This is a genomic window from Brevibacterium sp. UCMA 11752 (assembly GCF_021532235.1).
GTDB classification, from domain to species: Bacteria; Actinomycetota; Actinomycetes; order Actinomycetales; family Brevibacteriaceae; genus Brevibacterium; species Brevibacterium antiquum.
This window is the reverse complement of the sequence record NZ_JACBOS010000003.1, coordinates 1,682,885-1,701,456: the sequence shown is the minus strand read 5'-3', so window position 1 is coordinate 1,701,456 and position 18,572 is coordinate 1,682,885. Positions and strand designations below refer to the sequence as shown.

General features: G+C 63.6%; 10 protein-coding genes. 6 read left to right on the top strand and 4 right to left on the bottom strand.

Annotated features, from left to right (window positions below; all coding sequences use genetic code 11):
• Positions 1-27 precede the first annotated feature (27 nt).
• The 4 genes from HU144_RS07585 to HU144_RS07570 are packed head-to-tail and all read left to right on the top strand — an operon-like array spanning position 28 to position 3,007.
• Positions 28-510, top strand: coding sequence for a TspO/MBR family protein (locus HU144_RS07585; protein ID WP_235350824.1), 483 nt, complete (start codon positions 28-30; stop codon positions 508-510).
• Positions 510-2,009, top strand: a complete 1,500-nt coding sequence (locus HU144_RS07580) for a cryptochrome/photolyase family protein (RefSeq protein ID WP_235350823.1) — start codon at positions 510-512, stop codon at positions 2,007-2,009. Before HU144_RS07585 ends, HU144_RS07580 begins: the two co-directional genes overlap by 1 nt.
• Complete coding sequence (locus tag HU144_RS07575) at positions 2,006-2,833, top strand: SDR family oxidoreductase (protein ID WP_235350822.1); 828 nt, start codon at positions 2,006-2,008, stop codon at positions 2,831-2,833. The genes HU144_RS07580 and HU144_RS07575 overlap by 4 nt, the downstream gene beginning before the upstream one ends.
• 3 nt (positions 2,834-2,836) lie before the next feature.
• Positions 2,837-3,007, top strand: coding sequence for a hypothetical protein (locus tag HU144_RS07570; protein ID WP_009884241.1), 171 nt, complete (start codon positions 2,837-2,839; stop codon positions 3,005-3,007).
• Here HU144_RS07570 and crtI read toward each other — a convergent pair.
• The 4 genes from crtI to HU144_RS07550 all read right to left on the bottom strand — a co-directional run bounded on the left by crtI (position 2,971) and on the right by HU144_RS07550 (position 7,512).
• On the bottom strand, positions 2,971-4,605 hold the full coding sequence (gene crtI, locus HU144_RS07565; RefSeq protein WP_235350821.1) for a phytoene desaturase family protein: 1,635 nt from the start codon (positions 4,603-4,605) through the stop codon (positions 2,971-2,973). The genes HU144_RS07570 and crtI overlap by 37 nt on opposite strands.
• Positions 4,602-5,489 carry a phytoene/squalene synthase family protein gene (locus tag HU144_RS07560; RefSeq protein ID WP_235350820.1) on the bottom strand — a complete coding sequence of 296 codons (888 nt, stop codon included), beginning with the start codon at positions 5,487-5,489 and terminating at the stop codon, positions 4,602-4,604. The genes crtI and HU144_RS07560 overlap by 4 nt, the downstream gene beginning before the upstream one ends.
• Before the next feature lie 14 nt (positions 5,490-5,503).
• Positions 5,504-7,039 carry an SDR family oxidoreductase gene (locus HU144_RS07555; protein WP_235350819.1) on the bottom strand — a complete coding sequence of 512 codons (1,536 nt, stop codon included), beginning with the start codon at positions 7,037-7,039 and terminating at the stop codon, positions 5,504-5,506.
• Between the two features lie 113 nt (positions 7,040-7,152).
• The gene (locus HU144_RS07550; protein ID WP_235350818.1) at positions 7,153-7,512 is read right to left on the bottom strand and encodes a hypothetical protein; all 360 of its coding nucleotides are present in this window, start codon (positions 7,510-7,512) and stop codon (positions 7,153-7,155) included.
• Positions 7,513-7,699: 187 nt separating this feature from the next.
• Between HU144_RS07550 and HU144_RS07545 the strand changes: the two genes are divergently transcribed.
• The gene (locus tag HU144_RS07545) at positions 7,700-7,924 is read left to right on the top strand and encodes a hypothetical protein (protein ID WP_235350817.1); all 225 of its coding nucleotides are present in this window, start codon (positions 7,700-7,702) and stop codon (positions 7,922-7,924) included.
• Between the two features lie 56 nt (positions 7,925-7,980).
• Positions 7,981-18,561, top strand: coding sequence for a non-ribosomal peptide synthetase (locus HU144_RS07540; RefSeq protein ID WP_235350816.1), 10,581 nt, complete (start codon positions 7,981-7,983; stop codon positions 18,559-18,561).
• The last annotated feature ends 11 nt before the right edge of the window (positions 18,562-18,572 follow it).

Sequence of the window (18,572 nt, the reverse complement as noted above, 5' to 3'; positions counted from 1 at the left end):
ATCACTGCGAATCACAGAGAGGAACTCATGAGCACTGACTGGAAACGCTTCATCCTTCCGTCGGCTGTATGTGCCGGAGCAGCCACGCTCGGTGCACTCAGCACAAAGGTCGACTCCGATTGGTACTCGAACCTGAAGAAGCCTGCCTGGCAACCACCGGGCCGGGTCTTCGGGCCCGCGTGGACAACCTTGTATTCGTTGACAGCATTCGCATCGGGCCGCGTTCTGAATCGCATGCCGAACAGTCGGGACCGACGAGCGTATCTGGGTGAGTTGGAGGCGAACATGGCAGTCAATGTGGCATGGAGTTGGCTGTTCTTCTCCGCTCGACGTCCGGATGCCTCTCTCCTCACCTCGGCCGTATTGGAAGCATCGACGCTGAGACTGCTGACGAAGGCTGCCAAGGTCGATCGGGTCTCGGCTGCAGCGCTCGCACCGTACGCGGCGTGGGTAGGATTCGCGACAGTTCTCAACGCGGAGATCCTGCGTCTCAATCCGAGCGGTCGCTGATGGGCACGACCGACGAGGACCTCACTCTGGTGTGGTTTCGTGATGACCTGCGCGTGAGTGACCACGCAGCACTCACGGCGGCGCGTGCCGATGGCCGCGTCATCGCCGTGTGGATTCGTGAGGCTCGCGACAGTCAGGGACTGGGGCCAAGGCCACTGGGCGGGGCCAGCCGGTGGTGGGCGCACGAATCGTTGGCAGTTCTCCACCAAGAACTCTCTGATCTGGGAATTCCTCTGCTCTTCGCTGCAGGAGAGGCGGCTGAGATCATTCCGCAGCTGGCCGACAGCCTCGGCGTCGGCGTGGTCCGGTGGTCGCGCCGTTACGCCCCCGCCTCCCGGGCTCTCGACAGCCAGATCAAGACCGTACTCCGCGAGCAGGGCCTCGCTGTCCATTCCCACACCGGGTCTCTCCTCGTCGAACCTTGGACGGCCGCACCTCAAGGTGGTGACCACTACAAGGTCTTCACCCCGTTCTGGAAAGCCGTGTCAGGACGTGAAGTCGGTGACGTGCTGCCAACGCCCGAACCACAGTCACCAATCGACCCGTCCCTGGTGGAATCCGCGCGAGACTGCACAGCCGTATCCGACCTCGACGGACTGGGACTCCTCGACGGCACTGGGACCGGTTCAGGACATTTCGCTGCAGTCCACGGCCCCCGATGGTGGCAGGACACCATCGCCTGCCACTGGCTGCCGGGAACCCGGGCCGCTGCCGACCAGCTCGACGATCTGGCGGTGGGCATCGACGGCTACAGCTCTACCAGGGATGTTCCCTCGGATGCCAACAGCACCTCTCGACTCTCGCCGAGGCTGCGGTTCGGAGAACTGTCACCGCGGCAGCTCCTCCACACCGCCCAGACGACGACGTCCGTTACCCCAGACGACCGCGCAGCGTGGGTCCGTCAGCTCTACTGGCGCGAATTCTCCTGGCATCTGACCTACCACTACCCCGACATCGACTACACGCCGATCAGGAGTGAGTTCCGAAACTTCCCCTACGAAGACGACGATGAGGCTCTGGCCCACTGGAGGTCGGGGACCACAGGCTATCCACTCGTCGATGCCGGCATGGCCCAGCTGTGGGAGACCGGGTGGATGCACAATCGAGTTCGGATGGTCACGGCGAGCTTTCTCACCAAGAACATCCTCCAGCATTGGTGGTGCGGTGAGCAGTGGTTCTGGGACACCCTCGTCGACGCCGATGAGGCCAACAACCCGGTCTCCTGGCAGTGGGTCGCGGGAAGCGGAGCCGATGCCGCTCCCTATTTCCGAGTCTTCAATCCCGAACGCCAACGCGAACGCTTCGATCCCGACGGCGCCTACGTCGACGACTGGCTTCCGTATCCCCCAGCAGCGGCGCCTGCTCCCATCGTTGACCTCGCGGATTCGCGACAGGCCGCATTGAGTGCCTACGACCGGATGAAGAATATGTCCGCAGGAGCTGTGTCCGCAGAAACTGTGTCCGCAGGCGATGACGATACGAAGGCGGTCCGATCATGAAGGTGCTTCTAGCAGGATGTGGTGATCTCGGAACTCGCCTGGGCATGCGGCTGGTGCGAAGCGGCCATGAGGTCGTCGGTGCACGCCGACACCCCGAGCAGCTTCCTGACTCATTCGAGACGCTTGCGGTGGACCTCGGCAACCCTGGTGACACCACCATCGACGGCATCGATGCAGTGGTCATCACGCTGACTCCCGATGACTATTCCGATGCGGGCTATGAGCAGACGTATGGCCGTGGAGTCGAGGGTCTGATCAGCATTCTGAGATCCCGGCCCAAGCGGGTGATCCTCGTGTCCTCGACTCGGGTCCTCGGCAGCGCGTCGCCTGGCGAGACCGCTGATGAGGACACTGTGCCCCGGCCTGAGTCGGGTCCTGCACGCACTCTCTGGGAGACCGAGAATCTGATTCGCAGCACGTTCCCTTCCGCCTCGATCGTGCGGGCCGCCGGGATCTATGGTCGCGAGGATTCTCGCCTCGTCGACGGAGTCCTCTCCGGCCGAGCAGTGAACTACCGACGTTGGACGAATCGCATTCACTGCCGAGATCTCATCCGAGTCTTGGAAGCTCTGCTGTTCACTTCTGACCCGCCGCAGCTGTTACATGCTGCGGACTCGTGTCCAGTTCAGTTGGGCGAGGTCGTGGGATTCCTGGCCTCCTCGCTGAACGTCTCGGCTCCGCCAGACCTGAGGGAAGAGCCCGAGGCGGGAAGACGGATCGAGAACACCCGCCTCCGTGACTTCATCGGATCGTTGGAGTTTCCGACGTCTCGCCACGGATACCGGCACCAGTTACGCGATCGCGCGAGGGCGCGCCTAAACTGAGGTATGGCTGATTTCAACACAGGCGACACCGTGACGATCACTGGCGAACCCATGAATGGCAACACCGGCAAGGTCGAGGTCTTCGACGAGGAACGGGGCAAGTACCTCGTTCGGGTCAACGACCTGGCCCAGCACTACTACAGCGCAGACGAGCTCGAGCAGTTCAACGGCTGAGACATCGCTGCGTCGAGGATGCCGCCGGCGACCGGCAGTGGGCCCGGGCTTGAGTCTCCTCGGATGTGTTTGAGAACCAGTTCAGCGCTGATCAGGCACATCGGCACACCGACACCGGGTGCCGTCGTTGCACCGGCGTAGAAGAGTCCCTCCACCTTCTTGGAGGCATTCTGCTGGCGGAACATCGCGCTCTGCCGCAGCGTATGGGCAGGCCCGAGCATCCCGCCCAGCCACGAATTGAAGGTGCTGGAGAAATCCGTCGGGCCCTGTGTCTGCCGAAATCTGATCCGAGCTCTCAGGTCAGGAATGCCTGCCCATTGCGCAATCTGATCGATGGCTCGATCCGCTGCACGCTCGATGCGGGGATCTCCCTGCCCATCGCTGCCGCCTGCGCCCAGGCCTGCATCAGCGGGCACGGGTATGAGGATGAATAGATTCTCGTGATCGGGTGGTGCCACGCTGGGATCGGTGTGGCTGGGTTTGCACACATAGGCCGATGCCGGGGAGGAGATCTTCGGTCGAGGGCCGAAGATGTCGTCGAAGTTGGTCGACCAGTCGTCGGTGAAGAACAGCGAGTGATGGGGAAGCTGCGGGACTTCGCCCTCAATTCCGAGGAATACCAGAATGGCGCCCGGCCCGCTCGTCACCTTCTCCCACCAGCTTGCAGGGAAGCTCCGATCGACAGGATCGAGGAGCTGAGTCTCCGTGTGGTGGAGATCAGCGGCGGAGACGACGATGTCACAGCGGTGTTCGTGCTTTCGGCCCTCGTGATCCGTCCAGACGAGACCGGTGGCTTTCCGGCGTCGACCGCTGCGCGGGACGGCAGATATGTGCTCCACCGCGGCGTTGGTGTGCACGCGGACTCCGGATTCTGCGACGATGCGGGTCAATGCGTCGACGATGGTTCTGAATCCTCCCATCGGGTATCGGACTCCGTCGTCGAGATCCAAGGCACTCATCAGGTGGTAGATCGCAGGTGCCGTCCGCGGGTCCGTGCCGAGGAAGATTGCCGGGTATTGGAGGATCTGTCTCAGCACGGGATGCCTCACCGAGGCCGAGGAGAAGCGTTCAAGCGATGTTCCGAGCTGACGAACCAAGGTCGGGAGCGCGGTCATGATCTCTGACCGAAGCATCGAAATCGGTGAGGTGAAGGGATTGTAGAGAAAGTAATCGATCGCCATGTTCTTGGTGCGGTCGGCCGATGACAGGTATCGGCTCAGAGAACGGCCGCTGCCCCTCTCGACGCGTTCGAATACCTCGAGCACTCGATCTCTGCCGTGCGGAATCGTGATCGTCTGCGCTGGTGCGGATGTCGAGCCGGGGCTGAATACGGTGTAGGCCGGGTCAAGACTGCGCAGATCCAATTCGGCACTCGCAGAGGTCCCGACGAGGTTGAAGAAATGTTCGTAGACCTCCGGCATCAGATACCAGGAGGGCCCGGTGTCGAATCGATAGCCGTCCCGCTCGATCGAACCGATACGACCGCCGAGCGTGGAATTCTGCTCGAAGAGGTCGACCGTGTGTCCTTCGCGTGCCAACAGGGCTGCGGTGGCGAGGCCTGCCGCACCTCCACCGATGACACCGATGCGTTGTGTCATGGCCGGCCTTCCCTCGCGGTGGACAGGATGGCTCGCGATGCCAGACGCACCTTCACCACGTTGGGGATGCGCACACGCTCCTGATAGAGGCGCTCTACGGGAGTGAGAGCGATCCTGTCGTTGAGAGCGGCGAAGAGTGCAGCAGCACTTCTCACCGCTGCTCTGGCATCCTTCGGCAGCAGCGAGAACGTGGCCCGAGCGTCTGCGAGCTGCTGTCGGATGATGATCACCCACGCGGTCTTGTCGGAGTCTGAGAGTCGACTCTCAGTGGTGAGGTAGCTGCGATGGAGGCGCACACTGTCGTCGGCCAGATCGCGGAGGAAGTTGATGTTCTGAAACGCCGCCCCGAGCTGCCGCGCACCGAATTCCAGGGTCTCAACCTCGGTGGGGGTGCGGTTCTGGTCGCTGAGGAACACCTTGAGGCACATCAGGCCGACCACCTCGGCGGAACCGTAGACGTATTCCCGGTGTTCGTCCGCAGGGAGACTGCGGATGGGCGCACTCGGGGCGCTCAGATCTGCCCTCATTGAGGCGAAGAACGGCTCGATGAGATCAAACGTGATTCCGGTAGTCCTGGCCGTCTGCGCAAACGCGTGGATGACGAGGTTGTCGCTGATGCCGAAGTGCAGTGCGCTGCGGGTTGCGGCAGCGAAGTTGTCCAGCAGCTGCCGCTGCTCGCCTGCATCAAGTCCAGCATCAGCGGCAAGACCATCAACGATCTCATCGGCGATCCGCACAAGGGCGTAGATGTTGCGGATGTGGTGCCGATAGGTGGGCCCGAGGAGTCTGGTGGCCAGGCCGAAGGACGTCGAATAGTTCGAGATGACGACCTTTGCCGCCTGCTGGGCCGTGTGGCTGAACACTTCGTGCGTCTGCGGGAACATATTCGTTAGCTTAGCTAACGAATTCCTTTCTGACGTCGCCCGGGGTGAGATTTCTTCGCAGCCGCGGCAATGTTCTTCGCCATGGCAGGAAAGATGAGTCGATGAAATGGGGAGACGAAGGCCCAGTAGATCCGACCGCGAACTCCTTTGGGAATGAAGATCGCCCGCTGCCTGAAGTCGCAGCCTTGACCGGCATCGGTGGTGGTGAATTCGAGCCAGGCTCTGCCCGAAACCCGCATCTCTGCCCGCAGGAGCAGTCGACGCTCAGGCTCGAGCTCTTCGACTCGCCACCAGTCGACCGGGTCACCGACCCGAAGCCGATCCGGAAGTCTCCGCCCGCGATTCAGGCCGGCGCCGCCGACGATCTTGTCCCACACGCCCCGTACCCGCCATGCCAACGGCCACGAGTACCAGCCACTCTTCCCACCGATGCCTTCGATGACCGGCCAGAGCTGTTCGGGAGTCAGATCGGGGAAGTGCAGTGTTCGATCATCGGTGAAGACGCGCTCTCCTGCCCATTCGGGGTCGTTCGGCAGCGGCTTCGCCGCCTGGGCAAGCCCTCCGGCGTCGGCATCCCAATTGGTGTCGACGGCTCCTTCGGCTTCGCGCAGCAGAGCCAGACGCACGGACTGCTCGAAGTCGAGCAGTCCTTCGGGCGGTGGAGGGATGACCTCGTCGACATCACGGTCCTTGGTCACCGCGTCCTCCTGCAGCGACTGGACGAGCGGCAGCGTCAGTGCGAACGGCAGCGGGGTGACGAGTCCGACCCAGATGCCGGACAGTGTGGGTGCAGGCAGAGGCAGTGTGAGGACGTGCCGGGGTTTGAGTCCGGCGATCGCAGCGAATCTTCTCATGATCTCGGCGTACTTGAGAACATCATGGGATCCGATGTCGAAGGTACGGTTGACGTCGCCGTCGATGTCGACGGCCTTGAGGAGGTAGTAGAGCACATCACGGACCGCCAGCGGTTCGACGTGATTGCTGACCCACCTCGGCGCCGGCATCAGTCTCAATGTCAGGGCGAGATGACGAACCATCTCGAATGATGCCGAGCCTGATCCGATGATGATGCCTGCCTGGAACGCGACGGCGGGCACAGACGAATCGAGGAGAATCCGGCCGACCGCCGCTCGCGAGCGCATGTGCATGGACAGGTCAGTCTTGTCGGGGTGGAGTCCGCCGAGGTAGACGATACGTCGAACGCCGGCGGCTTCTGCCGCTTCGGCTACCCGCCTGGCCGTTGCGGCTTCCTTGTCTTCGAAGTCACGCCCCGATCCCATCGAGTGGACCAGATGGTGGATGACCTCAGCTCCGGTTGCGGCCTCGAGGAGGCCGTCTCCATCGTCGAGATCGACGCGATGGATGTCGACCTCGTCGGCCCAGGGCACCTGTTCGAGCTTGTGCGGCGATCTCACGGCAACGCGAACGTGGTGGCCGGCCTGCAGAAGGCGAGGGACGAGCCTCCCCCCGATATAACCGGTGGCCCCGAGCACAAGAACGGTTCGCGGGAGGGGCGAGGGGTCAATGGTTTCGGGTTGCGAATGCGCCATTCTGTCACCATAGGCAATATTCGCTAGCTTGGCTAGTAATGCACTAGTAGCGGCTTCACGACCATGCGACGCTTCAGTGTGCGTGCACCCAGAGATCAGCTCGCGTCACCGGCTCACCAGGGATTCGCCAGCTGCCACTGCTCGAACCAGTACCTGTCGCCCTGATAGTGCGACTTTGAGGGCTTGCAGCCCTTGAGATCCGCATGCTCTTGCAACCAGGTGCGCACCAGGCCAGGCACCTCTTCCATCCGGTGCCGCCAGTCGTCGAGCGGCAACAGCAGCACCGTACCGTCTTCTGCCGTGAGGCGGCACGAGTAGTTCGGCAGCCCCTCGGTGTTCTGGGAATGCGTATAGCTGATCTGCTCGCAGCCCGTGGTGAGGTAGAAGCGGATGTACTCCCCCGATACGTCTGAGCACAGCGACTTGAAGTCCTGGTATCGACTGAGCCATTCTGGTCGCTGATATTCGTTCATACGTTCTATTATGCTCTGCTTTCGGTCAGGCGTGAAGCGTGCGCGTCAACGCGGCTCTCAGCAGCTGTCAGTCTGAGGATTCCGAGAAATCTCGCGAATCGTCAATCCAAACGCACGAACCCTCCGAACCAGTTCTGCTTGCCCGGTGCAGATGATCTGCACGCCGTGTCAGGAAAGGACAGGGACAATGTTGAGCCTCAAACGCACAGGTCTTCGGACCATCGGCGGTGCCGCAATCGCAACTCTCGCCGTGATGGTCGGAGTCTTCGCCGCCCCCGGCGCAGCTTCGGCAGCTGAAGCACCACAGACAGATTCTGCAGACACCTCCAGCTCACTGATCGAAGGACCGCTCATCGATCTCGGAGATCTGATGAACCTCATCGGCACGATCAACATCGGACAGTTCCAGTAACCGTTCTTCTGCCGTTTCAGCAAGACCGCATCACACTCTCGCGTTCGAAAGACACAATGACTGAAGACTCCCCCCGCATCGAACTCACGTCCGCACAAAGAGGCATCTGGTATGCCCAGAAGATCGAACCCGACAACCCGACATTCCAGATCGGGCTGTACGTCGAAATTCTCGGGCCTCTGGACGTCGATGTCATGCGACGTGCCGTCGGCACCACCGTAGCCGAGGCCGATTCGCTCAACGTCGTCTTCGGCGAAGACGAGCAGGGAGTCTTCCAAAAGCACGGCTCGCCTCGCAGTCACCTACACTTCCATGATCTGCGAGGCGGGTCGGTCGACGAATCCATGGCAAAGGCCCAGGCCCTCATGGAAGCCGACCTCGCCACCGTTCACGATCTCGAGACCGGTGAGCTGCTCAGGTCTGAGCTGTTCCACCTCGGCGAGGACCATTGGATCTTCTACCAGCGAGCCCACCACCTCCTCGTCGACGGCTACTCTGCCGTGCTCGTCCTGCGACGCGAGTCGCAGCTGTACGGCGAGCTGGCTGATCCTGCCGCGCAGCCATCGGATTCGCCTTTCGGCAGCCTGGAGGCCCTGGTGGCCGAGGAGGCGGACTACCGGGCGTCACAGCGTTTCCGCACGGATGCCGACTTCTGGTCACAGACCATCGCCGAGTCGGAGACCGCCACGGGCTTGGCGGGACGTCCGCCTGCCTCGGCGAAACAGCTGGTCACGGCAAACGCCGACATACCCCCGGAGCTGGCCAGACAATTGGCGAGTGCCCAATCGGCACCGACGCTCATCCTCGCAGCGGCTGCGACCTATCTGCACAGGATGACAGGTCGCAAGACCGTCTCCGTGGGCCTGCCTGTGACGGCCCGGCGCAGCCCCCTGGCCAAATCCGTGCCGTCGATGATGTCGAAGATCCTGCCGCTGCAGCTGACCACTGCACCCGAGACCACTTTCCCCGAACTCCTTGAGAGCACGGGTTCCGCCCTGCGCTCGACACTCATCCACCAACGATTCCAATATCAGGAACTCGATACCGATACGAGCTACATCGGGCCCTCGGTCAACATCTTCCCTGCCGTCGATGACATCAGCTTCGGTCAAACTCAGGCCTCCCTTCATCTTCTGTCCACGGGGCCCGTCGATGATCTGTCGATCATCGTCCACGGCCTGGGAGCGGACCAGAACTCCTCCGGCAGGGACTCACGAACTGCGATCGTTCGGCTTGAGGCCAATGCCGAGCTCTACTCCCAGGAAAGTCTCGCCGATCACCTGGGACGCTTCCTCTCCGTCCTGGCCCAGTTGGAACCCGGTCACGCTCAGTTGGAACCCGGTCACGCTCAGTCTCTGGCGGGATTGTCTCTGCTCGACGACAGCGAGGCAGACGAGGTCATCGCCGGCGGACAGGGGCGAATCCAGGACATCCCCCACCACACCGTGGTCGACGAATTCGTCAGCCACGCGCATCAGACCCCCTTCGCCTCCGCCGTGGTCGCCGATGACGGGCATCTCAGCTTCTGCGAACTCGATCGCCGTTCGACACAATTGGCCTGCCATCTGCGCCAGCAGGGCGCCGGTCCGGGCACACGCGTCGCCGCACGCATCGGACGGACCACGGCGATGCCGGTCGCTGTGCTCGGGGTCCTCAAGGCGGGAGCTGCATTCGTTCCTCTCGATCCCGATCATCCGGCGGCCCGAATCGAAGCAATGGTCGCCGACGCGGCCCCGGCCCTTGTACTCAATTCCTCAAGCGTGCCCGGCCCTGACGGAGAGACCACGATTCTCACAGACCGACCTGTCATCGACCTGGATTCGGACGTGCTCGCCGCTGCGCTGTCGTCCAGGACCTCGCAGACGGTGCCGGGGGCCACTCCGGCACCCGACGACCTCGCCTATGTGATCTTCACATCCGGGTCGACCGGCCGACCCAAGGGCATCGGCGTCGAACATCAGTCGCTGCTCAATCTCTTCCTCAGCCACCAGGAGACCATCTTCGCTCCGGCCGTTGAACGCCTCGGTCGCGGGCTGCGGGTGGCACACACCGCAGGGATCTCATTCGACGCCGCATGGGACCCGCTGCTCTGGCTCTTCGCCGGACATGAACTCCACCTCATCGACTCGCTCACTCGCCGCGACCCAGAGGCCCTGACGGCCTACTTCACCACCCATGGCATCGACTCCATCGAGACGACGCCCTCTTTCATCAAGGCTCTGCTGGCTCACAGCAGCTTCGGCGCGGACGGCCACCCCAGCGTCGTCGCGTTGGGCGGAGAAGCAGTCGACAGCGGACTCTGGAAACAGCTGGCCGCACGTGAAGGAATGACCTCTTACAACCTGTACGGACCGGCAGAGACCACCGTCGACAGTCTGACCGCAACCATCGCTGCCGACACGTCGCCGATCCTCGGCCAGTCCGTCACGAACACCCGGCACTATGTCCTCGATTCCCGGCTGGCCCCTGTGCCCGAACAGGCCACCGGAGAACTCTACATCGCAGGGCTCAACCTGGCGCGCGGCTATGTGGACCGTCCCGGAACGACATCTGAGCGCTTCGTTGCCGACCCGTTCGCCGACGATGGTTCGAGGATGTACCGCACCGGAGACATCGTCCGCCGGCCCCTGAACGGCGGCATCGAGTTTCTGGGCCGCGCCGATGAGCAGATCAAACTGCGCGGCTACCGAGTCGAACTCTCTGAGGTGGAACTCGCCCTGCAGTCTGATCCCAGGATCAGTTCGGCCGTCGTCGAACTCAGGCAGAACCAGGCCGGCTATGCTCAGCTGCTCGGTTTCGTCACCTCTCCCTCGCAGCTCGATACCGCCGAGGTGCGCCGAAGCATGAAGGCCCGTGTCCCGGACTACATGGTTCCCTCGTTCATCATGCAGATTGAGAGCATTCCACTCACAGTCAACGGCAAGCTCGACCGCCAGGCCCTCCCAGAACCGGAATCGGCACGTTCCGAATCCGAAGCGCCGAGAGACTCCCAAGAACGGATCGTGGCCGAGGCCTTCAGCGACGTGCTGGGCATCGACTCCGTCGGCATCGACGATGACTTCTTCGAACTCGGCGGACACTCGCTGCTCGCCACCCAATTGGTCGCCTCCCTGCGCACGAGCTTCGCCACCGCACCCGCCCTGCGCGAGGTCTTCCAACACCCCACCGTCCGCGAGCTCAGCGCCTGCTTCGACCCGAAGGCCATCACCGACGATTCGGGTCATGAGCTCGTCGCCGCAGACCGACCCACCCAGGTACCACTCTCATATGCCCAAGCCCGTCTGTGGTTCATCAACCAGTTCGATCCGAGTTCCGCGGCGTACAACATTCCTCTGACTCTGCGCATGCGCGGACGACTCGACGTCAATGCGCTGCAATCGGCCATCAATGACGTCATCGCGCGGCATGAGAGCCTGCGCACCGTCTTCCCCTGGACGGCCGGGCAGCCCGAGCAGGTCATTCTCAATCCGGCCAACGCCCGCATCGCTATGTCCACGGTCGGCGTCAGTGAAGGACTCGTCCACCACACCGTGGAAGCTGAGGCCACCCGAGGATTCGACGTCTCCAGAGAACTTCCGATCAGGGCACTCCTCATCAGGCTCAGCGAGGATGATCATGTGCTGCTGCTGACTCTGCACCACATCGCCGCCGACGGCTGGTCACTCGGCCCCCTGGCCAGAGACCTCTCCACCGCCTATCGCGCTCGCGGGCAGGGACGGGCCCCGGCCTTTCCCCCTCTTCCCGTGCAGTACGCCGACTACGCCCTGTGGCAGCGAGAGACCCTCGGAACCGAGGACGACCCGAACAGTGCGCTCTCCCACCAACTGGCATTTTGGAAGGAGTCGCTGGCCGACGCACCCTCACAGCTGCGCCTTCCAGCCGACCGGTCCAGAGACACGCAGATCGCAGGATCTGTCTCCCGTGCAATTCCGGTCGACATCAGCCCCACGGTCCATGCCGGACTGCGCAGACTCTCCAGCGAGCGCAATGCCAGCCTGTTCATGGTGCTGCAGGCGGCATTCGCCGTGCTGCTGGACAAGCTCGGTGCGGGCAGTGACATCCCCATCGGCACCCCCGTCGCAGGCAGAACCGAGACAAAGCTCGACGAACTCGTCGGGTTCTTCGTCAATACGCTCGTCCTGCGCACCGACACCTCAGGCAATCCGAGTGCTGCCGACGTCATCGACCGAGTCCGCGGATCCAACCTCGCGGCCTACGCCAATCAGGATGCCCCGTTCGAGCGCGTCGTCGACGAGCTCGACCCACCGCGTTCCGAAGGTCTTCACCCCCTGTTCCAGGTGATGCTGACACTGCAGAACACGGCGCCTGTCGATATCGACATGGGCGACCTCAACGTCGAGCCGGACTCCGGCCCGCAGGTCTCGGAGGCGAAGTTCGACCTGCTCCTCGATCTGGCCGAACGCCGTGGTGAGGCGGCCGGGATCAGCGGCTCCCTGGAATTCGACTCCGCACTCTTCGACGACTCCACTGCCCGCGGGATCGCCGCCAGGTTCGTGGCCGTGCTCGAACAGTTCGCCGCCGAACCGAACCGTCTTCTCTCAGACGTCGAGGTGCTCAGCCAACCAGAGCTCGACACTCTTCGCGAGGAGAGCCGCGGAGCCGATCGCGAGCGAGTCGAGACGACGATCATCGACGCGCTCGACACCACTGTCCACCGTCAACCCGAGCGGACCGCACTCGTGGCCGAGGGCACCGAACTCAGCTTTGCCGAACTCGGGGACCGCGTGCACCGCTACGGCCGCGCGCTCAGCCGTCGGGGTATAGGACCCGGTCAGCGGGTCGCTATCGCTCTGCCCCGATCCGCCGATGCCATCATCGTGCCATTGGCGGTGCTGAGCATCGGAGCCATCGCCGTTCCCATCGACCTCAGTTACCCGCAGGAACGGATCCGGCTGATCCTCGACGTGAGCGACCCGGTCGCCGTCGTCATCGACTCCCCCGACGTGCCGGTGCGAGCGGGCACAGCCATCTCCACCGCAGATCTGCATGCCGATCCGGCATTCGCTCGCGGAGACGACTATCGTCCGAATCTCGATGACCGCGCCTATGAGATGTACACGTCCGGGTCCACCGGAACACCCAAGGGCGTCGCTGTGCCTCATCGCGGGCTGGCCAATCTCCTGGCCCACCATCGGGAGACGATCTTCGCCGAGGCGGGTCTGGGCGAAGAGTCGATCAGGGTCGCACACACCGCCGGTCTGGGTTTCGACGCCGCCTGGGACCCGGTGCTCTGGCTCGTGGCCGGAGCGAGCCTGCACATCGTCGACGAGGATGTGCGCCGAGATGCCGAGGCGCTCGTGGAATTCTGTCGTGTGCAGCAGATCGATGCGCTCGAGACCACACCTTCATTTGTGCGTCAGCTGATTGCCTCCGGTCTCCTTGACCACATCGGGACCCTCGAACACGACGCCGATCGCGTCGATCACGCCGACGGCCGTGGCGAGGCGCAGCACCGCAAGGCCCCTGTGCTGACGATCGCTCTTGGCGGAGAACCCGTGCCTGATGACCTGTGGCGTGAACTGGCCCAGCACGCGGGTGCGCGAGCCTATAACTTCTACGGTCCCACCGAATTCACCGTCGACTCAGTCATCGCGAAGATCGAAGGAGAGCACACCACGATCGGTCGTCCGGTCAGGAACGTTCAGGCTCTGGTCCTGGACCAGCATCTTCGCGAAGTTGCCCATGGCGTCGTCGGCGAGCTCTATCTCGCAGGAGACGGAATCGCCACCGGCTATGTCAACCGTATGGCAGAGACCTCGCTGCGGTTCGTCGCGAACCCGCTCGGTGACGGCGAGCGCATGTACCGGACGGGTGACCTGGTCCGTCGAACCTCGGACGGACGCCTCGACTTCATCTCCCGTGACGACGACCAGATCAAGCTGCGCGGATACCGGATCGAGCTCGGAGACGTCGAAAATGCGCTGACCGCCTGCCAGGGCGTCGAACAGGCTGCGGCCGTAGTCGACAACCCGCAGGACCCGCAATCGGCACGGCTCCTCGGCTACTATGCCGGCGACGTCGAGGAGAGCGCCATCCGCGACCACCTCGTCCGCTGGCTTCCGGCACCGATGGTCCCACGCGTGCTCATTCCAGTCGACTCGATTCCGCTGACATCTCACGGCAAACTCGATCGCAGTCGTCTGCCGGCTCCGAATCTGTCGGGAGCCCGGTCCTCCCGCGCCGCCCAGACTCCGGACGAACGCACCATGTGTGAGCAGTTCTCGCTCGTGCTCGAGGCCGAGCATGTCGGACTCGACGACGACTTCTTCGAGCTGGGCGGTCATTCGCTGCTCGCCGTCTCCCTCATCGGTCACATCCGTGAGGCATTCGACGCCGATCTTCCGCTGCGAACGATCTTCGATGCTCCCACTCCTGCGGCCCTGCTGGGCCGCCTCGATGGCTCGTCCCGCAGCCTGCCGGCCGGACTGGATGAAGGCAGGTCGGCACGCACCGAAGAGGTGCCCACCGCTGACCCCGGTGCCACTTCGGGGCTGCGCCTGTCCGAGTGGAAACGCTCTTCCCAGGGTGCTCGCCCTCACGCGATCCCCTTGTCTTTCGGGCAGGCGAGGATGCACTTCCTCAATCAGCTCGACACCAGGGCCTCCGACTACACGATCTCTCTCGCGGCTCGTTTCGAGGGAGACCTGGACCCGGATATCCTCGCCCAGGCTCTGAACGAGGTCATCACTCGCCACGAGATCCTGCGCACCATCTATCCGACCATCGATGGCAGTCCTGTCCAGCACATCCTGCCACCGGAGGCCGGACACGGCATCCTCGATCGCCGCACCACCCCGTCGCCGGCCGCGACCACAGAGGAGATGGCCCGGGAAGCCGCCCGAGGATTCGACCTCAGCACCGACCTGCCCCTGCGGGCTGTCCTCTTCGCCGAAGGAGACCAATGGGTCCTTCACCTCATCATGCACCATATCGCCACCGACGGAGCGTCCTTGGCCCCGCTGACTCAGGACCTGGCGACCGCCTATGCCGCACTGCGCGGCTCCGCCCAACCGATGCGACGAAAGCTCGACGTCCAGTACGCTGACTTTGCTCTGTGGCAGCGTCATGTGCTTGAAACGCAGACTCTTGTCGGTGACGATCGTCCGCTCCTGGAGCACAGAACCCAATTGTGGAGCGATCGCTTGGCGGGCATTCCGTCCGAAACGCCGCTGCCCTCGGACCATCCTCGTCCGCATACCGCCCGTCAAGCCGGCCGTCACCATCACTTCCACCTCGACGACCGCACGACGCAACGACTGACCGCCATCGCCGCCGAGGCGGGAGCCAGCCTGTTCATGGCACTGCACGCAGTGCTCGCCGGGTTCCTCAGCAGAGTCGGGGGCAGTGAGGACGTCGTCATCGGCTCGCCGAGCGCCGGACGTTCGGACCCAGAGCTCGAGGACATGGTCGGGCTCTTCGTCAACACCGTCCCGATCCGCACCGATGTCTCCTCCCAACCGGATTTCCACACCCTGCTTGCGCGTACCCGAACCGCGGTGATCGACGCGCTGGAACTCGACGACGTACCATTCGAGCGGCTGGTCGAAGCCATCAATCCGCCCCGGGTGCTGGGTCGCCATCCTCTGTTCCAGACCATGCTCTCCCTGGAGAATACGGCCTCTCCCCTCCTCGACCTCCCGGGAGTCGACACGAGCATCGAACCGGAGGTCGAGACCGGAGACGCGAAGTTCGACCTCTCCTTCACCTTCCGCAGGACCGCCTCAGGCAGGTCGACTCCCGAACCTGGCCTGGACGTCGTGCTCGACTACAACTCCTCGATGTTCGAGGCCGCGACGATCAGCGACATGTGTGAGAATCTGTCCCGGTTCGTCGCCGAGCTCGTGCAGAAGCCCGAGCGGTCGATCTCGGACATCTGCCTCCTCGAGACTGCAGAGGTCACTCACGCAATCGACCAACTCGCCGGTCCGGTCTCCTCGGGTTCCCTGCCGATGGTCCTCGATGTCTTCGCCACCACTGTGCGCCAGCTGCCCGATTCCACCGCGGTGGAATCAGCCGAGACCTCGCTGACGTTCAGGGAACTCGACGAAGCCTCTGATCTGCTGGCCCGCGAACTCCTCAGGTTCGGTGCCGGGCCCGGGTCGACGGTATCCGTGCGGCTGAGCCGCGGCGTAGGCATCATCGTCGCCACCCTGGCCGTTCTCAAGTCCGGTGCTGCCGACAACCCGATCGACATCGACTACCCCGCAGGTCGCACGACTGCGATCATGGCCGATGCGACACCGAGCATCGTCTTGGCCGAAACAGGAACCGCTGAGGAGCTGGCACCTGTCCTCGCCGAGGCCGGGATCGCCCCGCCCATCGTCGAGATCTCGGCCCTCGACGGCACAGTCGACGATGCCCGGTCGACCTGGCCGTGGTCGGGCTCGGTGGCTGCGCCACCGGAACAGACGCCTCCGGCGGGACAACTCGATCCGGCGGCCTATGTGACCTTCACTTCCGGCTCGACCGGACGGCCTAAGGGCGTTGAAGTCGGCCACGATGCGCTGGCGAACCTGCTCGCCTCCCACCGCGCCACCTATCTGCCGACCCCGGCCACCGCTGCCGAGCAGATCACGGTGGCTCACACCACCGGTGTCGGCTTCGACGCCGCATGGGACCCCCTGCTGTGGATGATGGTCGGGCACCGCGTCCACATCACCTCCACACTGGTCCAGCGCGACCCACAGCAGCTGGCACGCCTGCTCCGCGATCTGCGTATCGGGTTCTGGGAGACCACCCCCAGCTACCTGCGTCAGCTCAGAACAGAACCAGACTTCCTGGAACTGATCGACCAGGCAGCCAGGGCAGATGCTCCTGTGACTCTCGCCCTCGGCGGTGAGGCGATCGATGAGGACCTCTGGGGGTGGCTGCGCGAACGTCCGGGCATCAGTGCCTACAACCTCTACGGCCCCACCGAGACCACTGTCGACGCCTTTGCCGGGCCCGTCGCCGCCTCCGCGACTCCGGTTCTCGGCTCGGCGCTGCAGCACATGCGCGGCTATGTGCTCGACGAACGACTCCACCATGTGCCAGCCGGGACGACTGGAGAGCTCTATCTCGCCGGGCACCAGTTGGCACACGGATACCGAGGCCGCAGCGGACTGAGCGCAGAACGCTTCGTCAGTGATCCCTACGGTGAGCCCGGCGAACGCATGTACCGGACCGGGGACCTCGTTGTTCGTCATCACAACGGCGACCTCGGCTTCCTGGGTCGCAGCGACAACCAGATCCAACTCCGCGGTTTCCGGGTCGAACTCGGCGAGGTCGAACGAGCACTGCGCTCGGCTCCGAACGTCAAGGACGCACTCGTGAGGCCATTCGGTGCTGATGCCGCCACCATGGCGCTGGTCGGCTATGTCGTGGCGACCGGGACCAATGCCCCGGGAGCGAGAGAGTCGCGTGCAGACCTCGCCGATGAGGCTCGGCGACATGTGCGGTCGATGGTGCCGAACTATATGGTCCCGCCGCGGATCGTCGTCATCGACGAGATCCCACTGACTGCGCACGGCAAGATCGATGAGTCAGCCCTTCCCGACCCATCACAGACAGAGGTCGGGTCGCGTTCGACACCTCGCACGCCACTTCAGGAGACCGTGGCCGCCATCTTCGCCGATGTGCTCTCCCTGCCCCGTGTCGGGATCGACGAGTCGTTCTTCGAACTCGGCGGCCACTCCTTCCTCGCCCGACCGCTCATCGCAGCCGTCAACGAGGCCCTCGGTGCCGAGCTCTCGGTCCAGTCCCTCTTCCGCTCGCCGACAGTCGAGCAGTTGGTGGCCGAAGCTGGCCAGGAGAACGCTGATTCGGTCAGGGACAGCCTGCAGCGTCTGCTTCCGCTGCGAACGACGGGCACGAAGGCTCCTCTGTTCACAGTGCATCCGGCCACCGGCATCAGTTGGGGCTTCGCAACGATGCTCCACGGCCTCGATGCACAGCGTCCGCTGATCGGCCTGCAGATGCCGGGACTGGCACCGGAGGACCCGGAGCAGATCACTGCTCACACGCTGACCGAGCTCGCCGACGACTACATCACGCAGATGAGGTCGGTGCAGCCGGAGGGTCCGTATCACCTGCTGGGTTGGTCCTTCGGCGGCATTCTGGCGCACCGCCTGGCCGCGCGGCTGCAGGAGCTCGGTGAGGACGTTGCCTTCCTCGGGATCCTCGACGCCTTCCCCGACGGTCAGGGTGCCGACGACATGGTCGTGGGTCCGGAGCTGTGGGCCGACTACCTCGGTGCCAATCATCCTGGCGCTCGGGTCGGTACGGACGACCTCGATGACGAAGGGGTTTTGGAGGTGCTGCGCGAACTCGGCGATCCGCTGGGCAATGTCTCGACTGAGACCATGACGGCGATGACCGACGGGTTCTTCACCATGTCGCGACTGATCCGGGAATCTCCAGCGGAGACATTCGCCGGCGATGTCGTGGTCTTCACAGCCACCCAGGATGTTCCGCCCGGCACCCCCACTGCCGAATCATGGCGGCCCTATGTCACTGGTCACATTCACGTCACCGAAGTCCCGGCACGACACGCAGACATGCTCACAGTGCCTGCCCTTCGAGAAATTCTTCCCGTGATGGCAATCCACTTGGACGATGACGCCGAACCACAGACGTAAGCGTTATATCT